The sequence below is a fragment of the Youhaiella tibetensis genome, assembly GCF_008000755.1.
Classification (GTDB): domain Bacteria; phylum Pseudomonadota; class Alphaproteobacteria; order Rhizobiales; family Devosiaceae; genus Paradevosia; species Paradevosia tibetensis.
In genome coordinates, this window is the sequence record NZ_CP041690.1 from 274,875 (window position 1) to 291,844 (window position 16,970).

The 16,970-nt window shown below is 65.6% G+C and carries 17 protein-coding genes; 10 read left to right on the top strand and 7 right to left on the bottom strand.

All coding sequences use genetic code 11. The features are described from left to right. The first annotated feature begins 80 nt into the window (after nucleotides 1–80). Complete coding sequence (locus FNA67_RS01455) at nucleotides 81–932, top strand: glycosyltransferase family 2 protein (RefSeq protein WP_170267169.1); 852 nt, start codon at nucleotides 81–83, stop codon at nucleotides 930–932. A 40-nt stretch (nucleotides 933–972) separates the two neighbouring features. On the opposite strand, the gene FNA67_RS01460 is transcribed toward FNA67_RS01455, so the two are convergent. The 4 genes from FNA67_RS01460 to FNA67_RS01475 are packed head-to-tail and all read right to left on the bottom strand — an operon-like array spanning nucleotide 973 to nucleotide 3,887. After that, nucleotides 973–1,875 carry a ribokinase gene (locus FNA67_RS01460; RefSeq protein WP_049707393.1) on the bottom strand — a complete coding sequence of 301 codons (903 nt, stop codon included), beginning with the start codon at nucleotides 1,873–1,875 and terminating at the stop codon, nucleotides 973–975. A gap of 36 nt (nucleotides 1,876–1,911) precedes the next feature. After that, nucleotides 1,912–2,442 (bottom strand): DUF1697 domain-containing protein, encoded by a 531-nt coding sequence (locus FNA67_RS01465; protein WP_147654812.1) that lies wholly within the window; start codon nucleotides 2,440–2,442, stop codon nucleotides 1,912–1,914. Then, the gene (locus tag FNA67_RS01470) at nucleotides 2,442–3,050 is read right to left on the bottom strand and encodes a YdeI/OmpD-associated family protein (RefSeq protein ID WP_147654813.1); all 609 of its coding nucleotides are present in this window, start codon (nucleotides 3,048–3,050) and stop codon (nucleotides 2,442–2,444) included. Before FNA67_RS01470 ends, FNA67_RS01465 begins: the two co-directional genes overlap by 1 nt. 6 nt (nucleotides 3,051–3,056) lie before the next feature. Next, nucleotides 3,057–3,887: an arylamine N-acetyltransferase family protein gene (locus tag FNA67_RS01475; RefSeq protein ID WP_147654814.1), complete on the bottom strand. Its 831-nt coding sequence runs from the start codon at nucleotides 3,885–3,887 to the stop codon at nucleotides 3,057–3,059. Between the two features lie 98 nt (nucleotides 3,888–3,985). Here FNA67_RS01475 and FNA67_RS01480 point away from each other — a divergent pair, with 98 nt between their 5' ends. Next, entirely contained in the window at nucleotides 3,986–4,498 is a 513-nt protein-coding gene (locus tag FNA67_RS01480) for a hypothetical protein (protein ID WP_049707397.1), read from the top strand. A 40-nt stretch (nucleotides 4,499–4,538) separates the two neighbouring features. Here FNA67_RS01480 and FNA67_RS01485 read toward each other — a convergent pair whose 3' ends face one another. Then, nucleotides 4,539–6,128 (bottom strand): phosphoenolpyruvate carboxykinase, encoded by a 1,590-nt coding sequence (locus FNA67_RS01485; protein ID WP_147654815.1) that lies wholly within the window; start codon nucleotides 6,126–6,128, stop codon nucleotides 4,539–4,541. 249 nt (nucleotides 6,129–6,377) lie between these two features. On the opposite strand from FNA67_RS01485, the gene FNA67_RS01490 reads away from it, so the two are divergent. The 8 genes from FNA67_RS01490 to ahcY all read left to right on the top strand — a co-directional run bounded on the left by FNA67_RS01490 (nucleotide 6,378) and on the right by ahcY (nucleotide 13,105). Next, complete coding sequence (locus FNA67_RS01490; RefSeq protein WP_049707399.1) at nucleotides 6,378–7,091, top strand: response regulator transcription factor; 714 nt, start codon at nucleotides 6,378–6,380, stop codon at nucleotides 7,089–7,091. A gap of 81 nt (nucleotides 7,092–7,172) precedes the next feature. Continuing rightward, entirely contained in the window at nucleotides 7,173–8,873 is a 1,701-nt protein-coding gene (locus FNA67_RS01495) for a stimulus-sensing domain-containing protein (protein ID WP_082202513.1), read from the top strand. Then, nucleotides 8,874–9,329 (top strand): HPr kinase/phosphorylase, encoded by a 456-nt coding sequence (locus tag FNA67_RS01500; protein ID WP_147654816.1) that lies wholly within the window; start codon nucleotides 8,874–8,876, stop codon nucleotides 9,327–9,329. It abuts the gene before it with no gap. A gap of 108 nt (nucleotides 9,330–9,437) precedes the next feature. Further along, complete coding sequence (locus FNA67_RS01505; RefSeq protein WP_049707401.1) at nucleotides 9,438–9,839, top strand: PTS sugar transporter subunit IIA; 402 nt, start codon at nucleotides 9,438–9,440, stop codon at nucleotides 9,837–9,839. 27 nt (nucleotides 9,840–9,866) lie between these two features. Continuing rightward, nucleotides 9,867–10,178: an HPr family phosphocarrier protein gene (locus FNA67_RS01510; protein ID WP_049707402.1), complete on the top strand. Its 312-nt coding sequence runs from the start codon at nucleotides 9,867–9,869 to the stop codon at nucleotides 10,176–10,178. Continuing rightward, nucleotides 10,178–10,696 (top strand): GrpB family protein, encoded by a 519-nt coding sequence (locus FNA67_RS01515; protein WP_147654817.1) that lies wholly within the window; start codon nucleotides 10,178–10,180, stop codon nucleotides 10,694–10,696. Before FNA67_RS01510 ends, FNA67_RS01515 begins: the two co-directional genes overlap by 1 nt. Before the next feature lie 3 nt (nucleotides 10,697–10,699). Further along, entirely contained in the window at nucleotides 10,700–11,203 is a 504-nt protein-coding gene (locus FNA67_RS01520; RefSeq protein WP_147654818.1) for a DUF2937 family protein, read from the top strand. Between the two features lie 498 nt (nucleotides 11,204–11,701). Then, entirely contained in the window at nucleotides 11,702–13,105 is a 1,404-nt protein-coding gene (gene ahcY / locus FNA67_RS01525) for an adenosylhomocysteinase (RefSeq protein ID WP_049707405.1), read from the top strand. Nucleotides 13,106–13,343: 238 nt separating this feature from the next. On the opposite strand, the gene rhaI is transcribed toward ahcY, so the two are convergent. Both rhaI and FNA67_RS01535 read right to left on the bottom strand, forming a co-directional pair. After that, a complete protein-coding gene (gene rhaI / locus FNA67_RS01530; protein ID WP_147654819.1) occupies nucleotides 13,344–14,636 on the bottom strand; it encodes an L-rhamnose catabolism isomerase in 1,293 nt (430 codons plus the stop codon). Nucleotides 14,637–14,786: 150 nt separating this feature from the next. After that, a complete protein-coding gene (locus tag FNA67_RS01535; protein WP_147654820.1) occupies nucleotides 14,787–16,886 on the bottom strand; it encodes a bifunctional rhamnulose-1-phosphate aldolase/short-chain dehydrogenase in 2,100 nt (699 codons plus the stop codon). Nucleotides 16,887–16,970: the final 84 nt, after the last annotated feature.

The window sequence follows — 16,970 nt, forward strand, 5'->3', positions numbered from 1 at the left end:
GAATTCCTGAGCAAGATATGGGACGGGGCCGGGGGCTGTTCAAGATTGCCCTAAGGGCTATCGGCGGGGGAGAAAAAGCCATGGACGCACAGACCGTTGCGGTGATCACGCCCGCCTATCGGGCCCAGGCCACCATCGGCGCCACCGTGCGTTCGGTGCTGGCCCAGACCCATGGTGCCTTCGAGCACCACATCATTTCGGACGATGGCGTGGACTATCGGGAACTGCTCGCCGGCATGGGCATCGCCGATCCGCGCCTGCGCTTCCATTCCTCGGGCAAGGTCGGAGGGGGCTCGACCCGTGCCCGCAACATGGTGCTCGATACCCTCGCCACGCCCTATGCGGCCCTGCTCGATGCCGACGACCGTTTCAAGCCGCAAAAGCTCGAGCGGGCGGTCGCTGCCCTCGAGCACCGGCCCATCGTCGCCACCGCGCTCGAGGTGATGTCCGCCGACTTCATATCGCTGCGCACCGTGGGGGCCGGCCCGGACCGAGTGCTGCGCGCCTCCGAACACAAATGGGTGAGCCTCTCTATGGACACCATGCTGGTCTGGGACCGGCGCCGCGCCGACGCACGCTACGATCCGGACCTGCCCAACATGACCGATCTCGATTTCCTCATGGGGCTCTACCGCACCGCCGAAAGCGAGATGTACCTGGGCACCCCGCTTCACGACTACGTCAAGATTTCGAGCTCGATGAGCAACGGCGCCGGCTTTACCGAGCGCATGATCCATTCCAAGACGCTGCTCCTCAAGCGCCTCGAGGAGGGGTTCTACCCCATGGCCGATCCGGCCGCCACCGAGGCCATCGCCGCCTTCCTGCGCCTGTCGCTTGAGGCCGAAAAGCTCTATCCGCAGGTCCTGGCGCAAAGGCCCGGAGCGCTCTTCGAGGATACGATCGAGCCCATGATCCGGGCCGCCGGGCACTGAGCGGCGCCGCCCCGCTCCGGGGGCGGCGTTGCTGGTTCGATCAGGCCGTGGCCAGCGCGGCCTCGACCTCTGCGATGGTGGGAACCGCCGGCTGGGCGCCGGGCTTGAGGCAGGCGAGGCTCGCCGCCGTCGCCGCGCGCGTCATCGCCGCTTCGAGATCGAGCCCCGCATCGAGCCCGGCCGCGAGATAGCCGCAGAACGTATCGCCCGCGCCCACCGTATCGACCGGTGTGACCTTGAGGGCCGCCACGTTGATCAGGCCTTCGGGCGTCGCCGCCCGCGCCCCCGCCGCGCCCAGCGTCACGATCACGGTCTGGCCGTGCGTGCGGGCCCAGTTCTCCATCAACTGGTCGAGCGGCTCGGTCTTGCCGTCGCACAGCAGCGCGAATTCGGTTTCGTTGGCCACCAGGATCGAGGCCTTGTGCGCCATGCCCGGCGTATCGGGAAGGAACGGGGCCGTGTTGAGGATGGAGACCAGCCCCTTGGCCTTGGCGACGTCGAGCGCCCGCTCGGTGGCGGCCTGGTTGATCTCCTGCTGCATCATCACGATGGTCCCCGCCGGCAGCCCCTCGAGCGCCTTGTCGGCGTCGGCAGGGGTGAGCGTGGCATTTGCGCCCGGCAGCACGGCGATGACGTTCTCGCCCTTGGCGTCCACGAAGATCGAGGCGATCTGGGTCGCTTCGCCTTCCGCCACCTTGGTGGCGCCCAGGTCGACGCCCTCCGCCTTGAGCAGTTCGAGCGCGCGCTTGGCGAAATCGTCGTTGCCCACCGCGCCGGCAAAGCGCACCTGGCGCCCCGAGCGCTTGACGGCCATCGCCTGGTTGGCGCCCTTGCCGCCCGGGGACATGCCGAAGACGCCGCCCAGCACCGTCTCGCCGGGCGCCGGCAGGCGCGGAACGTTGGCGATGAGGTCAAGGCCGCAGGAGCCGAAAACGGTGATCATAAAAGCCCTCCAAAAGACGCGAAAGCGCCTGTTGGTTCAGGCGACCGCCTTCAAAATCGTGTTCCAGTTGCGCATGGTCGTGAGCGTTCCCTTGGGGAACTGTTTTTCGAGCGCATCCAGGCCCTCGCCGTATCGCCCGTTTGGCATGTGCCATGCAACAGCAAAAATCTCGGTGGGCGTGGTCGAGAGCACCTCGTAATTGCCCTCCTCGGCAAAGGGCAGGGCCAGCGTCTCGCCCACCGGTTCGCGCAGGAACAGCACGTAGAGCTTGGCGTCCGCATCCGCCGGCACGCCCCCGAACGGCGCGCGCTCGACCATTTTCTCGAGCTCCGCGATCGAGCGCAGCACCACCCCGATCGCAAGGCCGAACTTGGCCTCGAGCCCCTTTTCGATCGTCTCGGCAAGCGCTTCGTCGTCGGCTGCTTCGGCCTCGAACAGCACATTGCCGCTGGCGATGAGCGTGCGCACGCCCTCGTAGCCCAGGCTTTCGAAGGCCGCCTTGAGGTCGGCGCTCCTGGTCGTGCGCTTGCCCAGGCTCACCCCGCGCAGAAAGGCCGCGTAGCGCATCAGGGCTTGTCCTTGAACGCCTGGGGGTAGGGGGCTTCGCCCCGCGCCAGCATCTCGACGAACGTGGCGATCTTCTTCCTGCGCCCCGCTTCGGTCTTCATGTTGTGGGTGCGGAAGGCCAGCGCATAGCGGTTGGTGGCGTTGATCTGGGTAAACGTCACGTAGGCGGCCGGATTGGCCTCGATGGCCGCCAGCAGGTCCGGCGGCGTCTCCATCTTGCCGGGCGAGGCATAGGCCCGGTCCCAGCGGCCATCGGCCTTGGCCGCCTCGATCTGCCTGAGCCCGTGCTCGGTCATGCGACCGGCCGCGATGAGCTTTTCCACCTTGTCGCGATTGCGCTGGCTCCAGATGCTCTTGGCCTTACGGGGCGTGAAGCGCTGCAGGTAGGAATGGGCATCGAACGGCTTGCCGATCCCGTCGATCCACCCGTAGCACAGCGCCACGTCCAGCGCCTCGGCGTAGACGATGGTTCTGCGGCCCGAGCCCTTCTTGTGGTATTTGACCCAGATTTCGGTCTCGCCCCTATGGTTGGCCGCCATCCACGCTTCGAACTCGGCTTCGGTCTCGAATTCCCGGATCTTGTCCGGATTTGGGATAACGGGGGCCATGGCTCCTCAATCGACGGTCTGGTTCTGCTGGCTGGCCAGCACGCGCTCCAGCGCCGGATCGAGCAGATCCGCCGGCGGCAGCGCGATGCCGAACGTCTCGGACAATGCCTCGCGGATTTCGGCAACGCTTGTAAGAATGCGACGCTGCGGCTCCCCGCCGTCGCGCCCGTAGTGCGACAGGCGCAGGTCGCGCAGGGTGTGGCGCACGTCCTTTTCGGTGCGCGCCGCCACCAGCATGTCGGCAAACCTGGGATAGGTAGCCGCGTTGAGCGCGGCATAGTCGTCCTCGCTCTTTTCGATCAGGTCGAACGCGTAGACCGGCTTCCACTCCTCCCCGATCCGCACTTCTAGCCGGTAGCTCGGCGCCTCGCCCACCAGCCGGTAGGTGGCGAAGGGCGTTTCCTGCTCTTGGCCGCCACGCAGGCGCAGCGGCGTCGTCAGCGTCATCGAGCCGAAGCCCACGTCGGCCAGATACGTCGCCCCGCCCACGTCCACGCCCAGCACCATGTGGCTCACCGGACGCTCCTCGCCCTCCGGATGTCCCCACAGCACCCGCGCCCCGTACCCGGTCACCGGAAAGTCGAGCTCGCGCAGGATGCGCATGAACAGCATGTTGTGCTCGTAGCAATAGCCCCCGCGCTTGTCGTGGATGAGCTTTTGTTCGAGACTGGCCTGGTCGAGAAGGACCGGCAGGCCGATCAGGGGACTGAGGTTTTCGAAAGGGATGCTGGCTGGATGAAGGGCGTGCAGCGCTTCGAGCGTCGCTAGGGTGGGCGCGATGGAGCCCGAAAAGCCGATTCGCTCGAAATAGGCCGTCAGGTGGACGTGTTCGTTCATGCGAGCTTCCTTGGCCGATTCCGGGGCGCAATAATGGCTAACGGGCGCGCGCTTGTCACCCGTGGGTGGGCGCGAAGCTTCTAAAGGTAAGGTCCGTAATGGGAATTCTGGATTTTCTGACCGGCAGCAAAGCCGCCCCCGCCGGTTTGCCCCGGCGCAGCCCCGGCGAACTGCGCGAGGCGCTCCTGGCGCTCAACCGCGACAGTTCGCCCTTCCTCGTGCGCGACGGCGCGCCCGAGAATGCCGATCTCGTTGCCGAATGGAAGGTGGTCGACGCCGCCTGGTACGAAATCTTCGCCAAGGCCGGCATCAGCAAGGTCTTCAAGGTGCTCATGGCCCTCGATGCCGAAAAGGGCGTGGTGCGCAGCCTCGATCAGGAATGGTCGGTCGAGTGGCGCGCCGGCGTTCCCGAACTGGCCATGAGCGGGGAGGCGTTTCGCGGCCAGAAATTCGAGCTCAGCTTCGGCACGGCCTATGCCTTCACCGAAACCCTCGCCTATGGGCAGGTCTACAACTACCGATTCTCCACCCAGGAGATGAAGGGCCAGCTGCAGGACGTGGCCGCCAAGATGGGCTGGGGTTGGCGCGGCGTCGCCTTCGGCAAGCTCTAGCGATGGATCGGCCCGGCCCCGATGGACCGGGCCTCCAGTGTTATTCCGCCGCCTGGGCGAGGCGCGGGCCGGCAACCGTCAGGTGGTCGAGCGCGCCGAACTTTTCGAAGTTCTTCTGGAACAGGCCCACCAGCTTCTCGGCCGCCCGGTCATAGGCGATCGGGTCGGCCCAGGTGCGGCGCGGCTCGAGCAGCTTGTCGTCGATTCCCTGCACATGCGCCGGCACGGCGAGGCCGAATACCGGGTCGATCCGGGTCGGGCCGCGATCGAGTTCGCCCGACAGCGCCGCGTTGAGCAGGCGCCGGGTCGAGGCGATGTCGATGCGCTTGCCTACCCCGTAGCCGCCGCCGGTCCAGCCGGTATTGAGCAGCCAGGTCGAGGCGCCCGAGGCTTTGAGCCGCTCGGCGAGAAGCGCACCGTAGACCGTCGGATGCAGCGACATGAACGGGGCTCCGAAGCAGGCCGAGAACGTCGCCTGCGGCTCGGTCACGCCGCGCTCGGTCCCCGCCACCTTGGCGGTGTAGCCCGAAAGGAAGTGGTAGACCGCCTGGTCGGGCGTCAGCCTTGCGATGGGCGGCAGCACGCCGAAGGCGTCCGCGGTGAGGAACACGACGGTCCGGGGCGTGCCACCCACGCCGCCTAGGGAAACGACCGGCAGGGTTTCCAGGGGGTAGGCGGCGCGGGTGTTTTCGGTGAGCGAGATGTCATCGAACAGGGGCAGGCGCGTCTTGGGGTCGAGCACGAGGTTTTCGAGCACCGTGCCGAACGAGCGCGTCGCCTGGTAGATTTCGGGCTCAGCCGTTTCGGAGAGCTTGACCGTCTTGGCGTAGCACCCGCCTTCGAGGTTGAAGACCCCGCCTGCGGTCCAGCCGTGCTCGTCGTCCCCGATCAGCAGTCGCTCGGGATCGTTCGAAAGCGTGGTCTTGCCGGTGCCCGAAAGCCCGAAGAAGAGGGCGGTGTCCCCGCTTTCCCCGATATTGGCCGAGCAGTGCATGGGCAGGGTGCCCTGGCGCGGCGCGTGGAAGTTGAAGAGCGAGAACACGCTCTTCTTGATCTCGCCGGCATAGTAGGTGCCCCCGATCAGCACGATGTTGCGGCTCATGTCGAGCGCGATCACCGTCTCGGTGCGCGTGCCGTGGCGCTGGGGGTCGGCCTTGAACCCGGGCACGTGCAGGATCGTCACGTCCGCCGCGAACTCGCCCGAGAGCTCGGGACGGATCAGCAGGTTGCGGATGAAGAGCGCATGCCAGGCGTGCTCGGTGAACACCGTCACGTTCATGCGATGGGTCTCGTCGGCGCCCGCCGCCAGGTCCTGGGCGAAAAGGCTCTTGCCCGCCGCATGGGCCAGCGCGTCTTCCAGCAGCAGGTCGAACTGGGCCGGCGAGAGCGCGGCGGTATTGTCCCACCAGACCGTATCGGTCGTGAGCGCATCGCGCACGATGAACTTGTCCTTGGGGCTGCGCCCGGTATGGATGCCCGTCGTGACCGACAGGGCGCCGTCCGCCGTCAGCTCGCCTTCGCCCGCGCGCAGGGATCGCGAGACGAGCACGGGCGTTGAATCATTGAAGGAGATATCGCCGGCATCGGCGAGGATACGACCCCTGAGGGCGCGATGATCGAAGGCAGCCATGGTTCACCCCACTCGGCGCAGTCTGGCGCCGTGACAGGCCGCTGTTAGAAGCCCTGCGAGGGGGGTAAAGCCATCCGGCAATCGGTCGTAAGACGGAAGTCGAATCGGTGCGCAAAGGCGCGCAGGGCTGGCGAAACCGACCCCGACGCCTTACTTTATGCGTAATTGTGGCACCAAAGGCGGGTGCGGACTTGCCTAAGTAAGCGTTTATCTCCAATTGCCGGCGACGGTACTAGGAAAGGGAAGTTGATGCCCAAAATCGCCCTGGTCGATGACGATCGCAATATTTTGACCTCCGTTTCGCTCACGCTGGAGGCCGAAGGCTATTCGGTTTCGACCTACACGGATGGTGCCTCGGGCCTGGAGGGCCTGACCAGCGACCGGCCGGATCTGGCCATCCTCGACATCAAGATGCCCCGCATGGACGGCATGGAACTGCTGCGTCGCCTGCGCCAGAAGTCGGACGTGCCGGTGATCTTCCTCACCTCCAAGGACGAGGAAATCGACGAGCTGTTCGGCCTCAAGATGGGGGCGGACGACTTCATCACCAAGCCGTTCAGCCAGCGCCTGCTCGTCGAGCGCGTCAAGGCGATCCTGCGCCGCTCCTCCCCGCGCGATCCCTCGGCAGCCCCCACGGGCCTCGAGCCGCCGGCCGGCAAGGCCCTGATCGAGCGCGGCTCGCTCGTCATGGACGAGGAACGCCACACCTGCACCTGGAAGGGGCAGCGGGTCACGCTCACGGTCACGGAATTTTTGATTCTCCAGGCCTTGGCTTTGCGCCCGGGAGTCGTCAAATCGCGCAACGCGCTGATGGATGCCGCCTACGACGACCAGGTCTATGTGGACGATCGCACCATCGACAGCCACATCAAGCGGCTGCGCAAGAAGTTCAAGGCGGTCGACGACGATTTCGAGATGATCGAAACCCTTTACGGCGTCGGCTACCGGTTCAAGGAGCAATAAGCGGCGGTGGCTGCAACCGACAACCAGTTTGAGACCACCCATGCCGGCCCTGCCGACGTCGCCAAGGGCCCGCGGGGCCTTATGCGCGGCATCGGCGAGGCTTTCGGCGCTTTCTGGTCCGCCCTCAGCCGCGTGCTGGCGCTGACCATCTTCAAGACCCTCACGCGCCGCATCATCGTTCTCAACCTCGCCGCGCTGCTGGTCCTGGTGGTGGGCATCCTCTACCTCAACCAGTGGCGCGCCGGCCTCATCGACGCGCGCGTGCAGAGCCTGCGCGTGCAGGGCGAAATCATCTCGGCGGCCATCGCGGCCTCGGCGACCGTGGACAGCGACGTCATCTCGGTCGATCCCAACCGCCTGCTCGAACTGCAGACCGGCGAGCCGGTTTCCCCGCTCAGCTTCTTCGATCCCACCCTCGAGTTTCCCATCAATCCCGAGCGCGTCGCCCCGCTCCTGCGCAACCTCGTCACGCCCACCCGCACCCGCGCCCGCATCTACGACCAGGATGGCCTCCTGATCCTGGACAGCGCCAATATCTATGCGCGCGGCGAAGTGCTCCGGAAGCTCAATGTCGAGCAGAACAGCTCGGGCTTCTTCCTCTTTGACTGGTGGAACGCCATCATGGCCTGGGTGCCCGGCGACCAGTTCCCGCTCTACCAGGAATACGGGGCCGACGAAGGCAAGCGCTATCCCGAGGTCACCGCCGCCCTGTCCGGCTCCGCCGCCGATATCGTGCGCGTCGACAACCAGCACCAGCTCGTCGTCTCGGTCGCCGTGCCCATCCAGCGCGTGCGCTCGACCGTTGGCGTGCTCCTGCTCTCCACCGCGCCCGGCGAGATCGATTCCATCGTCACCACCGAGCGCTGGAGCATCCTGCGCATCGCCATGGTGGCGGCCGCCGTCGTCATCATCCTCTCGCTGCTCCTCGCCGGCACAATCGCCGGCCCCATGCGGCGCCTCTCCGAGGCCGCCGAGCGCGTCCAGACCGCCGGCAATGCCCGCGCCGAAATCCCCGACTTCACCGACCGCGTCGACGAGATCGGCCACCTCTCGGGCGCCCTGCGCGCCATGACCGACGCGCTCTATGCCCGTATCGAGGCCATCGAGCGCTTCGCCGCCGACGTTGCCCATGAGCTCAAGAACCCGCTGACCTCGCTGCGCTCGGCCGTCGAGACGCTGCCGCGCGCCAAGCGCCCCGAGGATGTCGAGCGCCTCAACGCCATCATCCAGCATGACGTGCGGCGCCTCGACCGCCTGATCTCCGATATTTCCAACGCCAGCCGGCTCGATGCCGAACTGGCCCGCGAAACCGGCGAGCGCGTCGACATGGTCAAGCTCGCCGAGACCATGACCGGCATCCAGCGCGACCTCGCCGCCGCCCGCGACGTCAAGGTCGAGCTCGAGACCCACACCAGCCGCTACCCCGCCGTGGTCTTCGGCCATGACAGCCGCCTGGCCCAGGTGTTCAACAACCTGGTGGACAATGCCGTCTCCTTCTCGCCCGAAGGCGGCACCGTGAGGGCCGTCATTTCCACCGATGCCGAAAAGGTGATCTTCACCGTGACCGACGAGGGTCCCGGCATTCGCGGCGACGTGTCGCGCATCTTCCAGCGCTTCTATACCGACCGCCCGGACGGGGAGCATTTCGGCGACCATTCGGGGCTGGGCCTGTCGATCTCGCGCCAGATCGTGATCGCCCACAAGGGCAAGATCGAAGCGGCCAACCGCACCGACCGCTCGGGCGCCCGCTTCACCGTCACCCTGCCGCGGGCCCGCAAGTAGATGGTCGAGGCCGCGCCCGAGAACATCCACGGCACCGGCCTCGTGCTCGGCCAGCACGGCGTCATCATCCGGGGACCGAGCGGAGCGGGTAAGTCCCTGCTGGCGCTCGAACTTCTCGATCGCTGGGAGCATCGCCGGCTCAATGCCCGGCTCGTTGCCGACGACCGGCTCGATCTGCGCCTGCAGGCCGACGGCCTGATGATGGCCGCGCCTGCCGCCATTGCCGGCCTCATCGAACTGCGTGGGCGCGGCATTGTCGAGCGGCCGCATGTTCCGGCCGCCGCCGTCCATCTGGTGGTCGATCTCGTCGATGGGCTGACCCGCATGCTGGACGAGGCGGACCTCGAGACCCATATGATGGGGGTGCGGCTGGCCCGTTGCCCCGTGCCGCGCCGTGGAACGGTGGATTCGGCGCACCAGATTCTGCTTGTGGCAGAAGCGCTAGCCCATCTTTGAGCCCCCAGTCTTCCACATGTCCAAAAAACCACTTGAATCCTCTTCCCCCAGAGACAAGACTTCGGGCCGTCGTGCCGCCGGGGGATGTAGGCACTTAGGGAATTATGCATGCTAGGTATGGTTCTGGTGACCCATGGCGCCCTTGCCGTGGAGTTCAAGTCGGCGCTCGAACATGTTGTGGGCCCGCAAGAGCAAGTCGAGACCATTTCCATTGGACCGGACGATGACATGGAGGCTCGCCGCAACGACATCATGAAGGCTGTCGATGCGGCGGACACCGGTGACGGAGTCGTCATCCTTACCGACATGTTTGGCGGCACGCCGTCCAATCTGGCCATTTCGGTGATGCAGAATCGTGACGTCGAGGTGATCGCCGGCGTCAATCTGCCGATGCTGGTCAAGCTGGCGCGCGTTCGCCCCGATATGGCCATAAAGGACGCCGTACGTATCGCTGCAGAGGCTGGGCGCAAATACATCAACGTTGCCAACGACGTATTGAGTGCGCAATAGTCGAAGCTCTTTAGGCAGGTTTCGATCATGAATACGGCGGCAGGTTCAGGCCGGGCACTCGCGCAGCAACTGACCATCATCAATCGCAAGGGGCTGCACGCCCGTGCTTCGGCGCGCTTCGTGCGCACCGCCGAGTGCTTCGATGCCGACATCCAGGTTTCCCGCGACGGCTCGACGGTAAACGGCAATTCCATCATGGGCTTGATGATGCTGGGCGCCGGCCCCGGCTCGACCATCCTGGTCCAGGCCACCGGCAAGCAGGCCCGCGAAGCGCTCGATGCCATCACCGAGCTCGTCAACAATGGCTTTGACGAGGATGCCGAGGGCGCCGCGCTCTGATGGAGGAGATCCGCCTGGCGCCGCCCGATCCCCAGGCCGCCTCGAGCTTCGTCGCCGCGCGTGAGCGCATCCTCCCCTGTTTCCCGGTCCCGCCGCGCCTCATCGAGCATATCGGCTCCACCGCCATCCCCGGTATCCTGGCCAAGCCGGTGATCGACATCGTCGTGCTGGTCGATGATCTCGCCCAGGGGCACGCCGCCATCCCGGCGCTCGAAGCCCTCGGCTTCAGCTTCTGGCGCGACAATCCGGTGAGGACGCGCCTGTTCCTGGTCAAGGGACTGCCCAGCCGCACCCATCACCTGCACATCCACGCCGACCCCACCGAGGTCGAGCGCCACCTGGTCTTCCGCGACCACCTGCGCGCCCATCCCGGGGACAGCGCCGCCTACGAGGCCCTCAAGCGCGAGCTGGCCGAGCGCTACCGGACCGACCGGGAGGCCTATACCGAGGGCAAGTCGGCTTTCATCGATGCCATCGTCGCCCGCGCCGGCGGGCCGCCGCGCCTGCGGGAGGGCTGAGCCTTGCGGCGCTCCCTGAGCCTTCTCGGTGGTCTCTGCCTGGGCGTGGCCCTGAGCCAGTTCCCCGAATACGCCCAGCAATATACCCAGCGCCTGGGTGGGGCGGTCGACGAGCTCAAGGTCGTCACCGAGGAATTCGATACCGCCGCCCTGGCCGGCGGTCTCACCCGCCAGCAGGCCCTCGATCGCTACGTCGCCTCGCCCGACGGCTTCCTCAAGGACCGAGGCGTGAGCATGGAGCGCACCTTCCTGCGCTACGCCGACCTGCGGACCGTGCTCGCCCAGGTCGAGGGCGCCGACGCGCTCGAACGCCTGCGGCTCCTGCCCGAATATCTCGACACCGAGATCGGCAGGCGCACTCTCGAGAACTTCAAGCCGGCCGTCCCCGTCACCGCCGAAGGCTTCCTCTATGCCGGCTTCGGCTTCCTCCTCGGCTACACCCTCGTCTCCGCGCTTGTCTCCCTCCTGACCCTCCCCTTCCGCCGCCGCCGCGTCATCTATCGCTAGTCCCACGTCGGCGCGCGAAGGGAGCCGAGGCCAGGCTGGCGCCATGATCAGCGCCATCGCCTCGTCCGGCGGGGAGCCGGAAGACTTATCCCCGCATTTCCCACCCGTGAGAGAATCCGGAAATCCCCACCGCACCGGGCGGACTGCAGAGCGACCAGCGGCGGTGGGGACAGCCGGGCGTGCGGGGGCGTCGCTTCCCCTGCATGGGTCCATGGGACGCTGCTCGAATCCGGGGCTCGACGATCAAGCCGGCCGGAACGGGGCATTCGATCGCCAGGTCCTCAAAATCCCGGCGCCCCGAGGCGGAATGCGTCTCATCTATTGTATCCCCATCGAGGCGGATTCCGCCTCGGGGCCCGCCCGACCAATCGCAACCGCCCGGCTCCTGCCGCGCGGCCGCTCCTGCTGCAGGATATAAAGCTTTCTTTATATCCCCTGTTGATCGTGACGCCCCCGCCGCGTATAAGGCCGACAAACATTGCCACAAGCGGAGTTCCCATGAGCGCGTTCACGGACTATTCGGTCAAAGACATTTCCCTGGCCGATTTCGGCCGCAAGGAAATCGGCATGGCCGAGATCGAAATGCCCGGCCTGATGGCCATCCGCGAGGAGTTCGCCGCCGGCCAGCCGCTCAAGGGCGCGCGCATTGCCGGCTCGCTCCACATGACCATCCAGACCGCCGTGCTCATCGAGACGCTGGTGGCGCTCGGCGCCCAGGTCCGCTGGGTGTCGTGCAACATCTTCTCGACCCAGGACCACGCCGCCGCCGCCATCGCCGCCGCCGGCATCCCGGTCTTCGCCCACAAGGGTGAAAGCCTCCAGGAATACTGGGACTTCACCGACCGCATGATGGATTGGGACGGCAAGGGCGAGACGCCCAACATGATCCTGGACGACGGCGGCGACGCCACCATGCTCGTCCTCACCGGCGCCAAGGCCGAAAAGGATCCTTCGATCCTGGACAAGCCGGGCAACGAGGAAGAGGAAATCTTCTTCGCCACCATCAAGAAGCGCCTGGCCAAGGACCCGACCTTCTATTCGCGCATCCGTGCCGCCATCAAGGGCGTCTCCGAGGAGACCACCACGGGCGTGATGCGCCTCTACCAGCTCCAGGAAAAGGGCGAGCTGCCCTTCCCCGCCATCAACGTCAACGACTCGGTCACCAAGTCCAAGTTCGACAACAAGTACGGCACGCGTGAATCGCTGGTCGACGCCATCCGTCGCGGCACCGACGTGATGCTGGCTGGCAAGGTCGCCATCGTCTGCGGCTATGGCGATGTGGGCAAGGGCTCGGCGCTTTCGCTGCGCGGCGCCGGCGCCCGCGTGCTCGTCACCGAAGTCGATCCGATCTGCGCACTCCAGGCCGCCATGGACGGCTACGAGGTGGTAACCCTGGCCGATGCCGCGCACCGCGCCGACATCGTCGTCACCGCGACCGGCAACAAGGACATCGTTACCGTCGACGACGTGCGCAAGATGAAGGACATGGCCATCGTCTGCAACATCGGCCACTTCGACAACGAGATCCAGGTCGAGGCGCTGCGCAACTTCAAGTGGACCAACGTCAAGCCGCAGGTCGACCTTGTGGAACTGCCCTCGGGCAACCGCATCGTGCTGCTTTCGGAAGGCCGCCTGGTCAACCTCGGCAACGCCACCGGCCACCCCAGCTTCGTGATGAGCGCCTCCTTCTCCAACCAGACCCTGGCCCAGATCGAACTGTGGACGAACGGGCAGAACCTGGAAAAGAAGGTGCACGTGCTGCCCAAGCACCTGGACGAAAAGGTCGCCGAACTGCACCTGGCCAAGCTCGGCGCCAAGCTCACCAAGCTTTCCAAGAACCAGGCCGATTACATCGGCGTCCAGGTGGATGGCCCGTTCAAGTCGGACCAGTACCGCTACTGAGTTCTGCGAACAGCGAATATGACAGCGCCCCGGACGAAAGTCCGGGGCGTTTGCTTTCTGAACTTATCCCCTTGCTCCGACGCGGCCCGATACTCGGACAGATCCGCCAGCGCAGGGAACCCACCGTGCCGCCAACTCCGCGCTCAGTATTCGAGCCCCGAACGCGCTTCGCACCCACCACCTCGCCCCCTCGGGGAGAGGTCGCCGCGCAACGGCGCACCGAGCGGGCGGTTCTGCCTCAAACAATCCCGCTCGATCCCGGCGCCACTTCCGGCCGGATCTCAGCCACCCGCGCCCGATACCCCGCCGCCCGATACGTCGCGATCGGATCGACGGCGCCGTTCTTCTCGAGCCGCGCCATGGCCAGGATCGGCTCCACATCCGTCCGGAACGCCGTCTTGAGCGTCTGCGTCGCCGCCAGCGCGTCATTGGCATCCTGGAAGCCGGCCAGCGCCTTGCGGTCGACCAGCAGTGCATTGGCGTAGTTCCGCTGCACTTCGGCCGCCGAGAGGATGAGGCTTTCGATCGGGTCGGTCACGTTGTGGCTCTGGTCAAGCATGTGAGCGGGATTGAAGCCCTTGGCGCGGCGCTCCTCGGCCGAGACCAGTTCGTTAAAGACCAGGAACAGCCGGTAGGGATCGATGGAGCCGGCGTCGAGGTCGTCGTCGCCATACTTGGAATCGTTGAAGTGGAACCCGCCGAGCTTTCCGAACTGGATCAGCCGCGCCACGATCATCTCGATATTGACGTTGGGCGCATGATGCCCGAGGTCGACAAGGCAGAAGGCCTTATCCCCCAGTTCCGTCGCGATGATATAGTTCGTTCCCCAGTCCTGGACGACGGTGGAATAGAATGCCGGCTCGTACATCTTGTGCTCGGTGAAGAGCCGCCAATCCTCGGGGAGGTCGGCATAGATCACCTTCATCGCCTCGAGATAGCGCTCGAACTGGCGCGTGAAGTCAGCCTGGCCGGGGAAGTTCGAGCCGTCGCCGATCCAGACGGTGAGGGCCTTCGAGCCCAGCACCTTGCCGATCTCGATGCATTCCAGGTTATGGTCGATGGCCTGCTGACGGGTCGCCGCATCGGTGTGCGAGAGCGAGCCGAACTTGTAGGAAAGCGGCTGGCCCTTGGCGTCCGAAAACGTGTTCGAATTCATGGCGTCGAAGCCGAGGCCGAAACGGGCTGCGCTTTGCTTGAGGCGATTGGGGTCGGCCTTGTCCCACGGAATATGCAGCGAGACATTGGGGGTGGCGCGGGTCAGCTGGTTGATGACGGCGCAGTCCTCGAGCTTGTCGAAGATGTCGCGCGGCTCGCCCTTGCCCGGAAAGCGCGCGAACCGCGTGCCGCCCGTGCCCACGCCCCAGGACGGAACGGCCACGTGGAAGGCCGCCACCTTGTCCTTGATCGTATCGATCGAAATTCCCCGCCGGTCGAGGCGCTCGCCCAGCGAGTCATAGTCGCGGCGAAGATCGATCTCGCGGCGGGCATTCTCGGCGTCGACCACCGACTGGTCGATGAGTTGGTCGGTCATGTTCTCCCCCGTGTTTTGCATGTGGCCCCACCCCACCTTGTTCCCTCCCCATCAGAGAGGAGGGAGACCTGCTGGCGCGATCTCTCCTCGGGGCCTCCCTCCCCCTTGTGGGGAGGGATTGAGGGTGGGGTGACCGCCCCACCCGATACGTTACCGCGTAAACGACTGCGCGTTGCCGGCGTCGACATTGATGATGTTGCCGGTCGACTTCGCCGACATGTCCGAGGCCAGGAAGTAGATGGCCTCGGCGATGTCTTCGGGGAAGACCGAGCGCTTGAGCATGGAGCGCTGGCGGTACATTTCCTCAAGACCATCCTTGTCGGTCTTGTAAGTCGAAGCGCGCTGTTCGAGCCATTCGCCGGCCCAGATCTTGGAGCCGCGCAGGACCGCATCGGGGTTGACCACGTTGACGCGTATCTGGGCTTCGGCCCCTTCGAGGGCGAGGCAGCGGGCGAGGTGGATCTCGGCGGCCTTGGCGGTGCAATAGGCTGCGGCGTTGGGCGAGGCGGCAAGGCCGTTCTTGGAGGCGACGAAGACGACGTTGCCGCCGATCTTCTGCGCCCGGAACAGCTTGAACGCCTCGCGCGACACCAGGAAATAGCCGGTGGCGAGGATGTCCATGTTCCGGTTCCAGAGCGCCAGCGACGTCTCCTCGATGGGAGCGGACGAAGCCAGCCCCGCGTTGGAGACGAGGATATCGAGACCGCCGAATTCGACCACGGCGTTGGCGAAGCCCTTGAGGACCTCCTCCTCGCGCGTCACGTCGAACTTGACCGGCCGGACGAAATCCTTGCCGAACTTCTTGCCCAGTTCCTCGGTGGCTGCGGCAAGCGCAGCATCGTCGATGTCGGCGATGACGACGCAGGCGCCCTCGTTCATCAGGCGATAGGCGGTGGCCTTGCCGATGCCGCCGGCGCCGCCGGTGATGAGGGCAACCTGTCCGGCCAGCGATTTCGGCTTGGGCATGCGCTGGAGCTTGGCTTCCTCGAGCAGCCAGTACTCGATGTCGAAGGCTTCCTGTTCGTCGAGCCCCTGATAGGTCGAGACGGTCGAGGAACCGCGCATGACGTTGATGGCGTTGACGTAGAACTCGCCCGAAATGCGCGCCGTGGCCTTGTCCTTGGCAAAGGTGAACATGCCCACGCCCGGCATCAGGTAGACCACCGCATTGGGGTCGCGGATGGCGGGGGAATTGTCGTGCCTCGAGCGCTCGTAATAGGCGGTGTAGTCGGCGCGATAGGCGGCGACGTCATCGCCGAGGCGCGCCACGACGGCATCGACGTCCGGATTGGCCGGATCGAACTCGATCACAAGGGGACGGATCTTGGTGCGCAGGAAGTGGTCGGGGCAGGATGTGCCGAGCGCGGCGAGCGGGCGCAGATCCTTCGAGTTGACGAATTCGAGCACAGCCGGGCTGTCGTCAAAATGACCGAGCTTGTGGCTGTCTTCCGAGATCAGCCCGCGAATCTTGGGCATGATCTTGGCGGCGACGGCGCGGCGCTCGTCAGCGGGCAGCGACTTGACGGCTTCGCCGCCGAAAATGGCCTTGCCCTCGGTCTTCTTCTCCAACCACTCGATGGCCTGGTTGATGACCGCGATCGTGGTCTCGTAGCACTCCTTGGGCGTGTCGCCCCAGGTGAAGAGCCCGTGGCTTTCAAGAATGACGCCCTTGGCCTCGGGATGTTCGAGGCAGAATTTTTCGAGCCAGAGCCCGAGTTCGAACCCCGGGCGCTTCCAGGGCAGCCAGCCGATGGCGTCGCCGAAAATCTCCTGGGTGAGCGCCCTCGAATCCTTGCTCGCGGCGATGGCGATGATGGCATCGGGGTGCATGTGATCGACAAAGGGATGCGGCACATAGGCGTGCAGCGGCGTGTCGATGGAAGCGGCGCGCGGATTGAGGTTGAAGGTAGCGTGCGGCAGGTAGCCCACCATCTCGTCTTCGTGCTCGAGGCCGCGATAGAGGCCCTTGAGGGCCCGGAGCTTGTCCATGTAGAGCGTGGCGAAGCCATCGAGCTTGATCGAGGCACTGTCGCCGCCCGAGCCCTTGACCCAGAGCACTTCCACCTGCTCGCCGGTCAGCGGGTCCTTCTCCATGATCTTGGAGGAGGTATTGCCGCCGCCGTAATTGGTGACGCGCTTGTCCGACCCCAGGATGTTGGAGCGATAGACCAGTCGCTCCGGCTCGGTCATGCCGGCAGCTCTGGCGTCATCCCATAGGTTGGCGAGGCGCGCGGGCGCGTTCGTGGACATTAGCTCCTCCCCGGAAGTCTGTTCTTTACGTCACAAGCCATAAACATCTGGAGGCTGTCAATCAGAAACGATCAAAACCAGTCA